Source organism: Corynebacterium sp. KPL1986 (genome assembly GCF_000477975.1).
GTDB classification, from domain to species: domain Bacteria; phylum Actinomycetota; class Actinomycetes; order Mycobacteriales; family Mycobacteriaceae; genus Corynebacterium; species Corynebacterium accolens.
The window spans coordinates 1,007,581-1,022,721 of the sequence record NZ_KI515719.1 but is presented as its reverse complement, the minus strand read 5'-3'; the positions used below and the strand labels follow the sequence as shown (position 1 = coordinate 1,022,721).

Annotated in this window: 13 protein-coding genes; 3 read left to right on the top strand and 10 right to left on the bottom strand. The window is 60.9% G+C overall.

Annotated elements, in window-relative coordinates; translation table 11 throughout:
* The first annotated feature begins 77 nt into the window (after window positions 1–77).
* Entirely contained in the window at window positions 78–551 is a 474-nt protein-coding gene (locus tag HMPREF1287_RS04740) for an RDD family protein (protein ID WP_005278294.1), read from the top strand.
* A gap of 153 nt (window positions 552–704) precedes the next feature.
* On the opposite strand, the gene HMPREF1287_RS04735 is transcribed toward HMPREF1287_RS04740, so the two are convergent.
* The 7 genes from HMPREF1287_RS04735 to sucB form a co-directional block, all read right to left on the bottom strand.
* Window positions 705–1,490 (bottom strand): DUF4191 domain-containing protein, encoded by a 786-nt coding sequence (locus HMPREF1287_RS04735; RefSeq protein ID WP_005283977.1) that lies wholly within the window; start codon window positions 1,488–1,490, stop codon window positions 705–707.
* Between the two features lie 82 nt (window positions 1,491–1,572).
* On the bottom strand, window positions 1,573–2,637 hold the full coding sequence (gene lipA, locus HMPREF1287_RS04730) for a lipoyl synthase (RefSeq protein ID WP_005278301.1): 1,065 nt from the start codon (window positions 2,635–2,637) through the stop codon (window positions 1,573–1,575).
* A 136-nt stretch (window positions 2,638–2,773) separates the two neighbouring features.
* A complete protein-coding gene (lipB, locus tag HMPREF1287_RS04725) occupies window positions 2,774–3,577 on the bottom strand; it encodes a lipoyl(octanoyl) transferase LipB (RefSeq protein WP_023017202.1) in 804 nt (267 codons plus the stop codon).
* 117 nt (window positions 3,578–3,694) lie between these two features.
* Window positions 3,695–4,087: a glycine cleavage system protein GcvH gene (gene gcvH, locus HMPREF1287_RS04720; protein ID WP_005278306.1), complete on the bottom strand. Its 393-nt coding sequence runs from the start codon at window positions 4,085–4,087 to the stop codon at window positions 3,695–3,697.
* Window positions 4,088–4,132: 45 nt separating this feature from the next.
* Window positions 4,133–5,245 (bottom strand): glycine cleavage system aminomethyltransferase GcvT, encoded by a 1,113-nt coding sequence (gcvT, locus tag HMPREF1287_RS04715; RefSeq protein WP_023017203.1) that lies wholly within the window; start codon window positions 5,243–5,245, stop codon window positions 4,133–4,135.
* 2 nt (window positions 5,246–5,247) lie between these two features.
* Entirely contained in the window at window positions 5,248–8,091 is a 2,844-nt protein-coding gene (gene gcvP, locus HMPREF1287_RS04710; protein ID WP_023017204.1) for an aminomethyl-transferring glycine dehydrogenase, read from the bottom strand.
* Between the two features lie 298 nt (window positions 8,092–8,389).
* Entirely contained in the window at window positions 8,390–10,495 is a 2,106-nt protein-coding gene (gene sucB / locus HMPREF1287_RS04705) for a 2-oxoglutarate dehydrogenase, E2 component, dihydrolipoamide succinyltransferase (RefSeq protein WP_023018191.1), read from the bottom strand.
* A gap of 125 nt (window positions 10,496–10,620) precedes the next feature.
* Here sucB and HMPREF1287_RS04700 point away from each other — a divergent pair, with 125 nt between their 5' ends.
* Window positions 10,621–11,031 (top strand): hypothetical protein, encoded by a 411-nt coding sequence (locus HMPREF1287_RS04700; RefSeq protein WP_005283964.1) that lies wholly within the window; start codon window positions 10,621–10,623, stop codon window positions 11,029–11,031.
* Between the two features lie 5 nt (window positions 11,032–11,036).
* On the opposite strand, the gene HMPREF1287_RS04695 is transcribed toward HMPREF1287_RS04700, so the two are convergent.
* Both HMPREF1287_RS04695 and HMPREF1287_RS04690 read right to left on the bottom strand, forming a co-directional pair.
* On the bottom strand, window positions 11,037–11,573 hold the full coding sequence (locus HMPREF1287_RS04695) for an isochorismatase family protein (RefSeq protein ID WP_023017207.1): 537 nt from the start codon (window positions 11,571–11,573) through the stop codon (window positions 11,037–11,039).
* 38 nt (window positions 11,574–11,611) lie between these two features.
* Window positions 11,612–13,108 (bottom strand): leucyl aminopeptidase, encoded by a 1,497-nt coding sequence (locus HMPREF1287_RS04690; protein ID WP_023017208.1) that lies wholly within the window; start codon window positions 13,106–13,108, stop codon window positions 11,612–11,614.
* 105 nt (window positions 13,109–13,213) lie between these two features.
* On the opposite strand from HMPREF1287_RS04690, the gene HMPREF1287_RS04685 reads away from it, so the two are divergent.
* Window positions 13,214–14,308 carry a branched-chain amino acid aminotransferase gene (locus HMPREF1287_RS04685; RefSeq protein WP_005278339.1) on the top strand — a complete coding sequence of 365 codons (1,095 nt, stop codon included), beginning with the start codon at window positions 13,214–13,216 and terminating at the stop codon, window positions 14,306–14,308.
* Between the two features lie 45 nt (window positions 14,309–14,353).
* On the opposite strand, the gene HMPREF1287_RS04680 is transcribed toward HMPREF1287_RS04685, so the two are convergent.
* Entirely contained in the window at window positions 14,354–15,130 is a 777-nt protein-coding gene (locus HMPREF1287_RS04680) for a nicotinate-nucleotide--dimethylbenzimidazole phosphoribosyltransferase (RefSeq protein ID WP_023017210.1), read from the bottom strand.
* Between the last annotated feature and the right edge of the window lie 11 nt (window positions 15,131–15,141).

Genomic DNA, 15,141 nt, shown 5'->3' with positions numbered 1-15,141 from the left:
GCCTACTAGTTTTATCCGGCCGGCATGGCCAATAGCCTCGTTTCACTTCTGAGTGAGGGGCAACTAAATTGGTGAGCATGGCAGACAAGCGCACGTGGCTCGATGGGCCCAATATTCCGGGCGAATATGACGATGCAGGAACCCCCGGACGGTGGCCCGGTGAAAACCTGGGCCTGCCGGAATCCGGACCCGGATCCATGGCGTCGGTAGGCCGCCGCGCAGGCGCCGTGGCCATTGACTGGATCATTTGCATGCTCTTGGCCAACGTCATCCACATGGTCACCACGCAGCTTGGCGGCGTGTCCTTTTTGGGCTACGCGCTCTGGGCATTAATGGGCATCGTATGTGGCTGGCTATTCGCACGCACTCCCGGAATGCTCATCCTTGGTATGGGCGTGGCCCGCCTGGATGTGCCTGGCGCGCAGGTGGGGCTCTGGCGCGCGGCAGTGCGCACGCTGCTGACCGGCGTCATCTTCCCAGCCGCCATGGTGGATGCGGACGGGCGCGGCATGCACGACCGTGCGACGGGCACCATCGTTATTAACTCTTAGCGGCGCGCGGGGATAAGTCCCGCGCACCGTATAGCCACGAAAACCACGACAGTCCCTGCAACCTTTCCCAATCGGGTGGTTGCAGGGACTGTTTGTGTTGTAGAGCAAGGCGAGAGCCGAAAGCCTAGCCAAGGCGAAGGGCTAACGGTGTGTTTAGCCCTTGCCCTTGCGTTGTTGCGCGCGGCGCATGCGGCGGTTCATGCCGGACATGTTCTGTGCCTGCTGCGGCATTGGGCCCTTGGGCATGCCCGGCATCGTCCCAGGCATCGAGTCCATGGCCTCAATGCGGCGGATATTGTCGTAGGTGGCGTTCTTATTGTAGTTGCGCGGCAGCTTCATGAGGTGGTTGCGCAGCTTGGATACCGGCACCTCGTCTTCGCCGGTGCCGACGTAGACTTCATAGACCGGCACGCCGCCGGCAATCTTGTCCACGCGCTTTTTCAGCTGGTTAAGGGTGGGGCGAAGGCGGTTCTTATTGCCCTCGCACACGAAGATGACGCCCGCATTGCCGATGACCCGGTGGATAAGGTCCTGCTGGCGGGTGGCGGCGATGCCGGACTTTACGGACCACACGATGCCGACGGTATTGCGCAGCTGCTGCTCCAAGGCCCAACCGGCGGCGCCGGGCTGGTCTTCGACGCGCTTGTACATATCGCGTTCCAAGCGGCGGGTAAACAGGAACATCGCCAAAAGCGCGCCCAAACCCAAGCCGATAATCAGCATGAACCACTGGCCATTAAAGAGCGTGCCAATGAGGAAGAATAATAGGCCGACGCCGAGGAAGGCGGCCAGCATGATAGGGATGAGCGCCTTATCCTGCTTGCGCTGCAAATTGAATGCCTGCCACAACTGTGACCAGGTTTGCTTACGCTTTTGGCGCTTGGCCGCGCGTTCTTGCTTCTTGGCAGCTTTCAGGGCTGCTTTGTCATCTTTCGCCATGGTTCCTACTTTAAAGGTCAGGTGACATAAATGTTAAACGGCCCCCGCAGATGGCGAGGGCCGAATAAGAATATTCCGAGGTTTAGCGCACGGTTGCCGCGACCGAATTAGCATTGGCCGGAGTCTTGGCCATGCGGGTGGTCACCGGGGTTTCCTTGGAGGGGCCGTACTTATCCAGCAAAGTGGATGCCTCCTGGGCGGTAGCGCCCTGGGACGTTTCCTTCAGGTGCTGGAGGTTTTCCGGCAATTCCAGGCCGCGCTTTTCCATGGCCTGCACGTACAGGCGGCCGGCGCGGTAGGAGGAGCGAACCAGCGGGCCGGACATGACGCCGCCGAAGCCCAGTTCCTTGGCCAGCTTGGAGTGGGCCACGAATTCCTCCGGGCGCACCCAGCGCTCGATGGGGTGGAAGCGCGGGCCGGGGCGCAGGTACTGGGTGATGGTGATGATGTCACAGCCAGCCTCGCGCAGGTCGCGCAGTGCTTCCTCGACCTCGTCCTCGGTCTCGCCCATGCCCAAAATCAGGTTGGACTTGGTAATAAGGCCGTAGTCGTGGGCCTGGCGGATGACATCGAGGGAGCGCTCGTAGCGGAAGGCCGGGCGGATGCGCTTGAAGATGCGCGGCACGGTCTCCAGGTTGTGCGCGAAGACCTCCGGTTGTGCCTCAAAGACCTCTTCGAGCAGGTCCGGCTTGCCAGAGAAATCCGGGGTGAGGTTCTCCACGCCGGTGTGCGGGTTGAGCTCGTGGATCTTGCGCACGATCTCCGCATACAGCCACGCGCCCTCATCCGGAAGGTCATCGCGGGTCACACCGGTAATGGTGGTGTAGTTGAGGTCCATTTCCTGGATGTTTTCGGCCACGCGGCGCGGCTCGTCGCGGTCGAGCGGCTCCGGCTTGCCGGTAGCGATATCGCAGAAGTCGCAACGGCGGGTGCACTTATCGCCGCCGATGAGGAAGGTTGCCTCGCGGGATTCCCAGCATTCGTGGATATTCGGACAACCGGCTTCTTGGCAGACGGTGTGCAGGGAAGCGCCGGCCACGCGGGACTTCATGTCCTCATAGCCCGGTCCGGTGCGTACCTGGTTGCGGATCCACCGCGGCTTTTGTTCGATGGGCGACTCCGCATTTTTCTTCTCAATGCGGAGCATCTTGCGTCCTTCAGGCTTTACAGTCACAAATACTCACTTTATCGATCAAAGATGGTGATGGCTAATAGCTCTTCTAGGTTCAAGGCGCGCGGGCGCACAACTATTCCACGCTAGCCCCAAACTAGGGCCACCGGGCTCAAGCCTGCGCTTGCCGACGCCGCTCCCGCGCCTTCTCATTCGCAATCTTCGTGGGATCGGGCGCGGAACCGAAACTGTGATCGGCGACGATGAGTCGGCCCGAGAGGGCATCATCAAGCGCCCGCAAAAGCGGCTTAGCGGCTTCCTCCATCGTGACCTCGCGGCCGAGTTCTAGCGACAGCGTGGTGATATCTGCATCATCGATGCCACAGGCCACGATGTGGTCGTAATACTCCAGCGTATTGCTGCAATTGAGCGCCAGGCCGTGCATGGTCACCCCGCGGGTAATGCGGATCCCCAGCGCGGCAATCTTGCGATCGCGTTGCGAGGCGGAAGGATCCTTGGCCTGGGTGGTAGAGGGAACCCACACCCCAGAGCGGCCGTCGATGCGGCCTGCGGTAGTCACGCCCATCTCGCGCACCGCCTGGATCGTGGCCTCCTCGAGGCGGCGGACATAATCGACGACATCGACAGGCTCCGCCAGCTTGATGATGGGGTAGAGCACCAACTGCCCTTCGCCGTGCCAGGTGATGCGCCCGCCGCGGTCCACGGTGATAACCGGCAGATCGTTATCCGGCATATCCTCCGGCTGGGTGCGCTTGCCCGCGGTATAAATATTGGGGTGTTCGACCACTAAGATCACATCGTCCTGCGTGCCCTGCGCGCGCGCAGCCGCCACCTCTGCCTGATAATCCCACGCTTCTTGGTAATCCATACGGCCCAAGTGGCGTATTTCAAGCGGCTTGTCCGAGGCGCGAATGGAGCGTTCAGCGGGAAAGAAAGGATCGCGTGGTGCAGTCATAATCTCCAGTGTCGTCTTCTTTGGTGGGGAAAAGCAAAGCGAGGAAAGCAAAGCGGGAGAATGCCGTGGCATCCTCCCGCATCATTTTATGTTCGAGTGGGTCGAACGAACCGCCTTTTAGTCGAGGCCGTTCGCGGAGGCGTATTCGTCAGCCTCCATCAGCTCGCCTGCTTCATCCACCTCGACCTCGAAGAGCCAGCCCTCACCGAAGGGGTCGTTGTTGATGACGGCGTAGTCATCGTGCACGGCATCGTTGACGGCCTTCACGGTGCCGGTGACCGGGGAGAACAGGTCAGATACGGACTTGGTGGATTCGACCTCGCCACAGGAATCGCCGGCGGTGACGGTATCGCCAACCTCAGGCAGTTCTGCGAAGACGACCTCACCCAGGCGGTCTGCGGCCACGGAGGTGATACCGATGCGAACGGTCTTGCCTTCCACGGCGTCCTTGGCGGCGTTTACCCATTCGTGGTCTTCGGAGTAGGAAAAGTCTTGGGGCAGGTTAGACATGATATGGAGTCCTTTCGGGCTGAGATTTTAGGGTATTGGGGTGTCTTACTTATCGCGCTTGTAGAACGGCAACGCGGTTACCTCAAAAGGATAACGCTTGCCGCGGATTTCTACCTCGACTGCGGTGCCCGGTTTGAGCTCCGCGCTGGTATCGAGCAGCGCAATGGCCACCGGGTGGCCGAGCGTGGGGGAGGGCTGACCAGAGGTGACGGTGCCGACCTTGGTGTCATTGAGGAAAACCTCGGCGCCGGCGCGCGCGGCGCGGCGCTGATCCGAGGTGAGCCCGGAGATAACGACCTGAGGGCCTTCCTCGGCGCGCTTGCGGATGACCTCTGCACCGACGAAGTCCGCTTCCTTCTTAGCAAAGGCGCGCGACATGCCCGCCTCTACCGGGGTGATATCGCGGGAGAGCTCGTTGCCGTAGAGCGGCATGCCGGCCTCCAGGCGCAGCGAATCGCGCGCCGCTAGGCCGCACGGCTTGATGTCATATTCCGCGCCCGCCTTGAGCAATTCATCCCACAGCTGAGGGGCATCGGAGTTGTAGACGATGAGCTCGAAGCCATCCTCACCGGTATAACCGGTGCGCGCGATGATGGCGAAGGTGCGCGCCACCTTGCCCATCGTGGCGGCGTAGTAGCCCAGCTCGTAGACGGCCTCTTGCTTATTGTCCTCTACCAGCGGGACGAGGATCTCTGCGGCCTTGGGGCCCTGCACGGCGATCATGGCAACATCGCGGGACTCGTTCTTGAGCTCAACGTCAAAACCCTCGGCGCGCTTATTGAGCTCGTCCCAGACGATATCGGCATTGCCGGCATTGGGCACAACGAGGAACTTTTCTTCCTCGAAGCGATAGGAAATCAGGTCATCGATGATGCCGCCGTCTTCAGCGGTGATCATGGAGTACTTGGCCTTGCCCACCTTCAGCGAATCCAGGTTCGAGATGAAGGAGTAGGACAAGAACTTGCCGGCATCGGGCCCATTGACCCAGATTTCTCCCATGTGGGAGAGGTCAAACAGGCCGGCGCTGGTACGAACGGCGCGGTGTTCTTCCAGCTCGCTGTTGTACTTCAGCGGCATATTCCACGGCCCAAAGGCCGTGAAGGTAGCGCCGAGTTCCTCGTGCTTGGCATTGAGCGGGGAGGTTAGAAGTTCGGTCATTGTTACTCCTCGGAATCGTCGATCTCGAATGCTTCTGGCGGCGGGCAGCTGCACACCAGGTTGCGGTCGCCGTAAGCCTCATCGAGGCGGCGAACCGGTGGGAAATACTTGTAGCTATGCAATAGGGACTTCACCGGCCACGCGGCCTTGTCGCGGCCGAAGGAGTACTCCCAGTTATCGGTAGCCACCGACTCAGCCGTAAACGGTGCGTGGTGGATGACGGAGTCCTCATAGGCCACCTCACCGTCGATGATCTCCTGGATTTCGGCGCGGATGGTGCGCATGGCTTCGACGAAGCGATCCAGCTCGCCCTTGTCTTCAGACTCGGTGGGCTCAATCATCAAGGTGCCGGCCACGGGGAAGGCCAGGGTGGGGGCATGGAAGCCGAAGTCGATGAGGCGCTTGGCCACATCGGCGGCGGTGACCCCGGAGGCATCGGTAAGCTCGCGCAAATCGATGATGCACTCGTGCGCCACCAAGCCCTCGTTGCCGGTGTAGAGGACAGGGAAGTACTCGTTGAGCGAGGCCGCCAGGTAGTTTGCGCCCAATACGGCGTGGCCGGATGCGGCGGCAAGGCCCTCGGCACCGGTCATGGCCAGGTAAGCCCACGAAATGGGCAGGACGCCGGCGGAGCCGTACTTGCTGCCGGTAATGGGAACACCCTGGCCTACCGGGGTTTCCGCGGTGGCGTCCAGCTCAGGGGACGCGGCATCGCTGGGCAGGAACGGGATGAGGTGCTCTGCCACCGCTACCGGGCCAACGCCCGGGCCGCCGCCACCGTGGGGAATGGTGAAGGTCTTGTGCAGGTTGAGGTGGGAAACATCGCCGCCGAAATCGCCCGGGCGAGCCCAGCCGGTCAGCGCGTTCATGTTGGCGCCATCGATGTAGACCTGGCCGCCGACCGCGTGCACCTTATCGCACACATCGCGCACCTCGGGGTCGAAGACGCCGTGAGTGGAGGGGTAGGTGACCATGATGCCGGCGATGTGGTTGCCGTGCTTTTCGATCTTTTCTTCCAAGTCCGCGACGTCAATGGAGCCGTCCTCGGCGGTCTTGACCACGGCGACGCGCAGGTTTGCCAGGGTCGCAGAGGCGGCGTTGGTGCCGTGCGCGGAGGCCGGAATGAGCACGACATCGCGCTCATTATCGCCATTGGCCACGTGGTAGCGGCGAATGGCCAATAGACCCGCCAACTCGCCCTGGGATCCGGCATTGGGCTGGATGGAGACCTTGGCATAGCCGGTAAGCTCGGCGAGCCAGCCTTCGATCTCTTCCACCAATGCGCGCCAGCCCGTCGTGGTCTCTTCCGGGGCATACGGGTGGATGCCGGCGAATTCTGGCCAGGAGATCGGCTCCATGGCCGCGGTGGGGTTGAGCTTCATGGTGCACGAACCCAGCGGAATCATGGAGCGGTCCAGCGCCAAGTCCTTGTCCGCGAGCTTGCGCAGGTAGCGCAGCATCTGGGTCTCTGAATGAATGGAGTGGAAAATCTCGTGCTCCAGCGGCTCCTCGGCGCGCTGCAGGTTCTCCGGCAGCTCAAAGTTCGCCTCAGCCGGGCTGGCGCCGAAGGCCTCTGCTAGGTGCGCGACATCGCGGGCCGTAGCGGATTCACCGAAGGATACGGATACCTTGTCGGTGCCAATTGCGCGCACCAAGTAGCCCGCATCCTGCAGGTCGGCCTTAATCTTCTGCGCGTCGACACCGGCGACGGTGACGGTATCGAAGAAGTCCCGTGTCGTAATCTCCAGTCCGGCATCCACGATGGACTGAGCGAAGGAGGAGGCCAAGCCGTGCACACGCTCGGCGATGTCCTTCAGGCCCTTCGGCCCGTGGTAGACGGCGTACATCGAGGCCACATTGGCCAAAAGGGCCTGAGCGGTACAGATATTGGAGGTCGCGCGCTCGCGGCGGATGTGCTGCTCGCGGGTCTGCAGCGCCAAGCGGTAGGCCGGGCGGCCATCTGCATCCTTGGAGACGCCGACGATGCGGCCTGGCATCTGGCGCTTGAGCTTATCCGTTACCGCCATGTAGGCAGCGTGCGGGCCGCCGAAGAAGAGGGGAACACCAAAGCGCTGGGACGAGCCCAAGACGATATCGGCACCCAAGTTGCCGGGGCCTTCCAGAAGCAGCAGGGACAGCGGGTCAGTGACCACGGAGGCCAACGCGCCGCGGGTGTGCAGCTCTTCAATCAGGGCAGAGGGATCGAAAATTTCGCCTTCGGTGCCGGTGTAGGCGATGACGGCACCGATGAGGTCTTCACCCACCAAGCCCTCGCGCACGTCCACGATCTCTACTTCGAGGTCAATGGCGCGGGCGCGCTCAGCGGCAACGGTAAGCACCTGCGGGTGGAGGCGGGAGTCCAGCACGACGCGGCGGCCCTTCTTTACCGCGCGCGACATCAGACCGACGGCCTCGGCTGTAGCGGAAGCCTCATCCAACAAGGAAGCATTCGCGATGGGCAGCCCCGTCAAAGACTCGATCATGGTCTGGAAGTTGAGCAAGGCCTCCAAGCGGCCCTGGGAAATCTCGGGCTGGTACGGGGTGTACGCGGTATACCAGCCGGCATCCTCAAGCAGGCCGCGGCGGATGACGGCCGGGGTCAGGGTATCCGAGTAGCCCTGGCCATAGAAGGGCTTCAGCACCGTGTTTTGATTGGCGAACTCCCGCAAAGCGGCCTGTGCCCCGTCTTCAGAGAGCGCTTCTGGCAGGTGGGGAAGTTCCTTAGCGCGGATCTTGGGTGGAATGGCGGCATCGACAAGCGCTTGCACGCTGTCGTAGCCCACCGTCCCGAGCATGGCGGACTGCTCGGCAGAATCCGGCCCTAGGTGGCGGGAGATGTAATCCATCTGTGAGGTCTCCTTCATCGGGTGCAATGGTCTTAACCGCCCCTAAGTATATGTTTAATAACCGGTAAAAACAGCGCCCTTGACAAACTTTTATGCAGTAACTCACCGATGAAAATGTGTTGTAGCCCGCTTACCTCCCACTTAGTGAAATATGTCCTGTAGTGCCGGGATAAAACTCCTCTGATATTTGTGCCGGAAGTTCTCCCGCTACACCCCCGCGGAGTACCCCAGGCATGACAAAACCTCCCGCCCCCTTCGCGTTGAAGGAGTGGGAGGTATGCCAGTTAGCTAACTGCTTTTAGATATCGAGGTCAGCCTCGAAGTCTGCAGTCTCCAGGCGGTCCTTGATGGTGGTGATGAAGCGACCAGCGTCTGCACCATCGATGACCTGGTGGTCGTAGGTGAATGGCAGGAAGCACATCTGGCGGATGGCGATGGCGTCCTGGCCGTTCTCGTTGACCACGACGGCGCGCTTCTGGATAGCCGCGGTACCCAGGATTCCGGCCTGTGGCGGAACCAGGATCGGGGTATCGAGCAGGGCGCCCTCGGAACCGATATTGGTCACGGTGAAGGTCGCACCGGTCAGGTCATTCGGCTTCAGCTTGTTATTGCGGGCCTTATCAGCCAGCTCTGCAATCTGCTGCGCGATTTCCGGCAAGGACAGGTCCTGTGCCTTGTGGATGACCGGGGTGAGCAGACCCTTCGGGGTGTCTACGGCAATGGCGACGTTGACATCCTCGTGGTAGGTCATCTCCTTGGTCTCTGGGTCATAGGAGGCGTTCACGTTCGGGTGGGAAACCAGAGCCTCCGTGGTGGCCTTCACAATGAACGGCAGGAAGGACAGGTTGGCGCCGTACTTATCAATGAACGCCTGCTTGCTCTTCTTGCGCATATCCCAGATAGGAGTCATGTCGACTTCCTGCACGTGGGTAAGCTGTGCGGAAATCTGCAGCGCTTCCACCATCTTGGTAGCGGTGATTTCGCGGATACGGTTGACCTTCTTGGTGGTGCCGATAAGCTCCTGCTTTTCCGGATCCACGGACTTGGTGGACCAGCGTGCGCGTGGGGAGTCAGCAGTCTTCTTATCGTCGCCTGCCGATGCCTTCGCATCGCCCTCGCCAGCAGCGGCCAGGACGTCTTGCTTGCGGATGCGTCCGCCTACGCCGGTGCCCTCAATGGAGTTGAGGTCCACGCCGTGCTTATCAGCCAGCTTGCGCACCAACGGGGTGACGTATGGAACGTTATCGCCGTTGTTGACCTTGGCGGAGGTGTTCAGGGAAGAATCCTGCTTCGGCTCTTCCTTCTTCTCCTCCTTGGCAGGCTCGCCCTTGTCTTCCTTCTTCTCGTCAGACTTGGACTCTTCCTTCTTGTCCTCGGACTTGGTTTCTTCCTTGTCTTCGGACTTGTCGTCGTCGGAGTCGTCGGAGGATGGTGCGGCGTTTTCGTCGCCGACGCGGGCGATTGCTTCGCCGACCTCGATGGTTTCGTCTTCTTCGGCGAGGATTTCTACCAGGGTGCCGGCAACGGGGGAAGGAATTTCGGTGTCGACCTTGTCGGTGGAGACCTCGAGTAGTGGTTCGTCTACCTCGACGGTGTCGCCGACGGACTTGAGCCACTGGGTGATGGTGCCCTCGGTGACGGATTCGCCGAGCTCGGGCATTTCGACATCGGTGGTCTCACCGGAGGACTTAGCGGAGGAGTCAGACTTGGACTCTTCCTTCTTGTCCTCGGACTTGGTTTCTTCCTTGTCTTCGGACTTGTCGTCGTCGGAGTCGTCGGAGGATGGTGCGGCGTTTTCGTCGCCGACGCGGGCGATTGCTTCGCCGACCTCGATGGTTTCGTCTTCTTCGGCGAGGATTTCTACCAGGGTGCCGGCAACCGGGGACGGAATTTCAGTGTCGACCTTGTCGGTGGAGACCTCGAGTAGTGGTTCGTCTACCTCGACGGTGTCGCCGACGGACTTGAGCCACTGGGTAATGGTGCCCTCGGTGACGGATTCGCCGAGTTCTGGCATCTCCACATCGGTGGCCTCGCCAGAAGCCTTGGAGCTAGAGCCAGACTTCTTCTCGTCCTTGTCTTCCTTCTCCTCGGACGTGGATTCTTCCTTGTCCTCAGACTTGTCGTCGTCGGAGTCATCAGAGTCATCGGACGAGGAGCCAGCCTCGTCTTCATCACCGATGACGGCGATCACCTCGCCGACCTCGATGGTGTCGTCTTCTTCGGCCTTGATTTCTAGGATGGTGCCTGCAACGGGGGAGGGGATTTCGGTGTCGACCTTGTCGGTGGAGACCTCGAGCAAAGGCTCGTCCACCTCGACGGTGTCGCCGACGGACTTAAGCCACTGGGTAATGGTGCCTTCGGTTACGGACTCGCCCAGCTCGGGCATCTCAACGGAGTTCGCCATGAGTTTTAAGACTCCTCGAAAAGTTGGAAGTATTCTATCGCTACCGCACAATCTTACAGCGTGATGCCCGTCATCGTGCAGTAGTGGGGTTAGTAATACCCTCCATGCGGGTAAACTAGTGGGTTATGTTCAACCTCTTCCGCCGCAATAAGTCCCGATCGCCACTGCGACCGCCCCGCGGTCCGGGAGAAACTATCCGCCCAGAAGATGAACAAGAGCTCAAAATGTGGGCCGCCGATAAGGCATTTATTGAGGCATTTATCGAGCCAGAGACCGTGGTCAATGAAATGTCCGTGGTCGTTGTGGATGAAAAGGGTGAGTTTATTCGCCGGCGCATCGGCGGGCCGAAGGGGATTGACGCGGTAGGAAAACTGTTGCAATGCGACGTTTTTGATGTCGAAGAAACCGGGTACCCCCAACGCATGCGCGAGCGCATGGAACGCCAACGCATCTTGCGTAAAAGGGAAGAACAGCGCCTTCGCCGCGCCCGCTTTGAGCGCGGCGAAAACCCTGATTCGGGGCAGGACTTAAGTTAATCGGCCTAGACGATGGTGGCGCCGGCCTTTCCTAACTTCGCTAGGGCGGCATCCCCGCGATCTGGATCAACAGGAGAGCAATACTCGCTTAAGACGCGGACGGAAAAGCCTTCCTTTAAAGCATCCGCCGCGGTTGCCTGCACGCAGTGATCCGTGGCAATGCCGACGATATCCACCGCGTCGATATCGTGCTCGCGCAGCCACTCCGCCAGCAATACGCCGTGTGCTGCGCCCTCAAAGCCGGAGTACGCGGCGGTGTATTCGCCCTTGCGGAAATATGCTTGCGCAGGCCCGATGGCCTCGTGCATCTGGGCGCCATAGGAATCGGCGACGCAGTGCACCGGCCAGGAATCGACAAAATCCGGGTCCTCAGCAAAGTGGGAACCCGGATCGATGTGCCAGTCCTGCGTGGCAACGACGGTGTCATACTCGGTCTGCAAAGAAGAGATCTTCTCTGCAACCTCGTTGCCGCGATCGGTGCCAAGCGCGCCGCCTGGGCAAAAGTCGTGTTGGACGTCAACGATGATTAAAGCAGTGTTCATAACTCCGCTATTTTATGCCCAGGCGGCTGTGCGGGGTATTACTTTGATTCAGCAATCTCGCGCAGAGCAGCGATGACGGTGCGGGTAGGAACGCCCGTACCCATCTTTGGCGTATATCCATAGGCGCCGGTGGTATTGAAGGAAGGCCCGGCGACATCGATATGTGCCCATTCGATGCCCTCGCCCACGAAGTGCTTCAGGTAAGTACCGGCGTATTCCATGCCGCCTTCGCGCTTGGCGTTGATATTGCGGATATCGGCGCTGGCGGATTTCACGGATTCATCGTGCTCTTCCAATAGTGGCATGGCCCACGCATTTTCGCCCACTTCACGGCCGATGCCAGCCATGCGGTCGCGGAAGTCCTCCGAACCCATGACGCCGGCGGTGCGCCCGCCCAAGGCGACCATCTGGGCGCCGGTTAGCGTGGCGGTTTCGATGAGGAAGTCGGGCTTATCCTCGCTGGCGCGCGCGATGGCATCGGCAAGCACGAGGCGGCCCTCCGCATCAGTATTGAGAACCTCAGAGGTAATGCCGCCGTAGTGGGTGATGACATCGCCCGGGCGGGTGGCGTTATCGCCCGGCATGTTTTCTGCCAGCGGCAGGGTAGCGGTGATCTTCACCGGCAGGTTGAGCTTGGCCGCAGCGATGATGGAGGCGGCCATGGCGGCGGAACCGCCCATATCGGAAATCATGTCCCACATGCCAGAACCCGGCTTCAAGGAAATGCCGCCGGTATCGAAGGTGATGCCCTTGCCCACGAGCGCCACGTGCTTCTTCGCCTTCTTCGGGTTCCAGCTCAGGCGCACCAGGCGCGGCGGGCGAGCGGAACCGCGGCCAACGGCGGTAATGCCGCCAAAGCCCTGCTTCTGCAGCGCCTTTTCATCCAGGATTTCCACCTCGAGGCCAACTTCTTTAGCCTGGGCGGAGAGGAAGTCTGCATAAGACTCCGGGTACAGCAGGTTGGACGGGGTATTGACCAGGTCGCGGGCAATCACCACGGACTCCGCGGTGATCTTGGCCGCCTCGAACTCCTCGCGGGCGGACTTTTCTGCCACCACGGTAAAGGCGGCTGGCTGCTCGGAATCCTTGCCAGGCTTAGAGCGCAGCCCCTGGAATTTGTAGCCGCCCAAGATGAGGCCTTCTACCGTGGGAGCGATTCCGAAATCGCCCAAGGAAGTGGCTACCTCTTCCACCTTGGAAATCGAGCGTGCGGCGCTGCCGGCGGCGCGGCGCAAGGTTTCTGCATCGAGGTCCTCGGCATCGCCAAGGCCGACGGCGATGATGGAATCGACCTCTGCCTTCTTAGGCGCTGGGATGCGGGTGACCTCATTGGCCTTGCCGGTTGCTCCCACGGCGATAAGGGACTCGTATGCTTCGCGCAGCGCGGCCGACTTGAGCAGCGAGGTGCCCGGAAGCTCAATGCCCTCCTCGCCCTTAAATGCGGCGATGAGTAGGGCCTGCGCGTTCTTCGGGGCCTTCTTTTCTAGCTTAAGCTCCGGAAATGCCCCACGTGCGGGTCCAGTGTGCTGAGACATAAAGTCCTCCTTTTTAATTGGTACTAATGAAACTTCTGCCCATGATACCGCGCTAGAGTGAACATATTCCTACCCGGCTATAGATAAAAGGAGTAGATTGTGGGCATGCTTGATTACACGATCACCCGTACGAATCAACCAACGGCGGCAGCAGATTTAGATAAAATCCTGGCCAATCCCGGCTTTGGCCAGCACTTTACGGACCACATGGTTACCATCGATTGGTCCACGGACAAGGGCTGGCACGACGCGCAGGTCCGCCCCTACGGCCCGCTGACGATGGATCCAGCGAGCAACGTCTTCCACTACGGCCAGGCCGTCTTCGAGGGCATTAAGGCCTACCGGCAGCCCGATGATTCCATCGTTACCTTCCGCCCCGAGCAAAACGCGCAGCGTTTTATCAATTCGGCGCAGCGCTTGGCGATGCCCGAGCTACCGCAAGAAGAGTTCATCGAGGCGCTGCGCCAGCTGGTGGACATCGATAAGAGCTGGGTTCCAGAGGCAGGCGGGGAAGCATCGCTCTACCTGCGACCCTTTATGATTTCGACCGAGGTATCGCTGGGCGTGCACCCGGCCAATGCGTATCGCTTCATCCTCTTGGCCTCGCCCGCCGGTGCGTATTTCAGCGGCGGCATCAAGCCTGTTTCGGTGTGGTTATCTACCGACTTTGTCCGCTCCGCGCCGGGCGGAACCGGTGCCGCGAAATTCGCCGGCAATTACGCCGGTTCCTTGTTAGCGCAAGCACAAGCCGAAGAAAAGGGCTGCGATCAAGTGGTCTGGCTGGATGCCATCGAACGCCGGTATATCGAGGAAATGGGCGGGATGAACCTCATGTTCGTCTACGGCACCGGCAGCGACGCCGAGATTGTCACCCCAGCCCTTTCCGGATCTCTGCTGCCCGGCATTACCCGCCAATCCCTGCTGCAGGTCGCCGAAGACATGGGCTACAAGGTAACCGAGCGGCGCATCACCGCCGAAGAATGGCAGCGCGATGTGGAATCGGGCGAGATGACCGAGGCCTTTGCCTGCGGTACCGCCGCCGTCATCACGCCGGTGGGACGCGTGCTTGGTGAGGACACCGATTTCAGCGTCAATAATAATGAGGCCGGCGAGGTTTCCATGGCTTTGCGCGAGCGCCTAACCGGTATCCAGCGCGGCGCCGTGGATGATGCCCACGGCTGGTTGCACACTTTGGTCTAGCACGCCACAGTGAAACGCGGCGTGAGGCGGACCTGCGCCGCGCAGTTAGGCCTCTGCCTGCGTTGTGTCCGCAGTAACTTCTACGCCTAGCAATAATAGGGGTAGGGCAGCCAAGGCGCCGAGTGCCGGTACCGGTTCCATCTGTAAATCCAGCAGGGGCTCTAGCCGCAGCTTCTTTAAAGCCAGCCGGTGAGCCGGCTGCGGCGCGATATTGGTGGCAAGAAGCCAGTCGTGGATCCGCGTGTCGGTAGCGGCGCATGCGGCGGCGGTGGCGGTCAAGGGGGCATCGACAAGCAGGGGCGTGCGACGCCTAGCCGCCTGGGATATAAATCCCACCAGCGCGGCCAATACGGGGGAGCCACAGGCCTTTATGAGCTCCCGCCCAGTCAGGCCGCGCATCCGAAACATGGAATCGCGAATGGCCGCAACCTCGGCCTTCCAGTCCTCGACGCTCGGCTGCTTGCCGACGACCACCACCGGCTCCTCCTGCGCCATCACCCCCATGGCGGCCGCGGCAACCTGCGTGGTGTCGATGCCGCCCGGAATGAGCAGATCCGCACCGCCATCGATTTCCGCATCCGCCGCCTGCACGCCTAAGTCATAGGCCGTGGAGCAATCCGTCACCGTGACAGAAATAATGCTGGCCCCGACCCGCCGCGCCGCGGTCTCCGTGGCCTGGGGGATCCCTTCACCGTCCTCGGCGAAAATTACGGCCCGCACCCGCTGTGGCTCGGAAGCGGGGGATCGATCTTGGCAGGCGGCGAGCCACTGTGCGGCATCGCTTAGCCTGCCGTAGGGATAAAGCTGCGGGGAATCAGCCATGAGCGTGCTTC

Coding starts and splice junctions, on each gene's coding strand:
- HMPREF1287_RS04690 (WP_023017208.1), bottom strand. CDS start 13,108: ATGTCTCAGCACACTGGACCCGCACGTGGGGCATTTCCGGAGCTTAAG.
- HMPREF1287_RS04735 (WP_005283977.1), bottom strand. CDS start 1,490: ATGGCGAAAGATGACAAAGCAGCCCTGAAAGCTGCCAAGAAGCAAGAA.
- lipB (WP_023017202.1), bottom strand. CDS start 3,577: ATGACTGCACCACGCGATCCTTTCTTTCCCGCTGAACGCTCCATTCGC.
- gcvT (WP_023017203.1), bottom strand. CDS start 5,245: ATGACCGAACTTCTAACCTCCCCGCTCAATGCCAAGCACGAGGAACTC.
- gcvP (WP_023017204.1), bottom strand. CDS start 8,091: ATGGATTACATCTCCCGCCACCTAGGGCCGGATTCTGCCGAGCAGTCC.
- HMPREF1287_RS04695 (WP_023017207.1), bottom strand. CDS start 11,573: ATGAACACTGCTTTAATCATCGTTGACGTCCAACACGACTTTTGCCCA.
- sucB (WP_023018191.1), bottom strand. CDS start 10,495: ATGGCGAACTCCGTTGAGATGCCCGAGCTGGGCGAGTCCGTAACCGAA.
- HMPREF1287_RS04740 (WP_005278294.1), top strand. CDS start 78: ATGGCAGACAAGCGCACGTGGCTCGATGGGCCCAATATTCCGGGCGAA.
- gcvH (WP_005278306.1), bottom strand. CDS start 4,087: ATGTCTAACCTGCCCCAAGACTTTTCCTACTCCGAAGACCACGAATGG.
- HMPREF1287_RS04700 (WP_005283964.1), top strand. CDS start 10,621: ATGTTCAACCTCTTCCGCCGCAATAAGTCCCGATCGCCACTGCGACCG.
- HMPREF1287_RS04680 (WP_023017210.1), bottom strand. CDS start 15,130: ATGGCTGATTCCCCGCAGCTTTATCCCTACGGCAGGCTAAGCGATGCC.
- lipA (WP_005278301.1), bottom strand. CDS start 2,637: ATGCTCCGCATTGAGAAGAAAAATGCGGAGTCGCCCATCGAACAAAAG.
- HMPREF1287_RS04685 (WP_005278339.1), top strand. CDS start 13,214: ATGCTTGATTACACGATCACCCGTACGAATCAACCAACGGCGGCAGCA.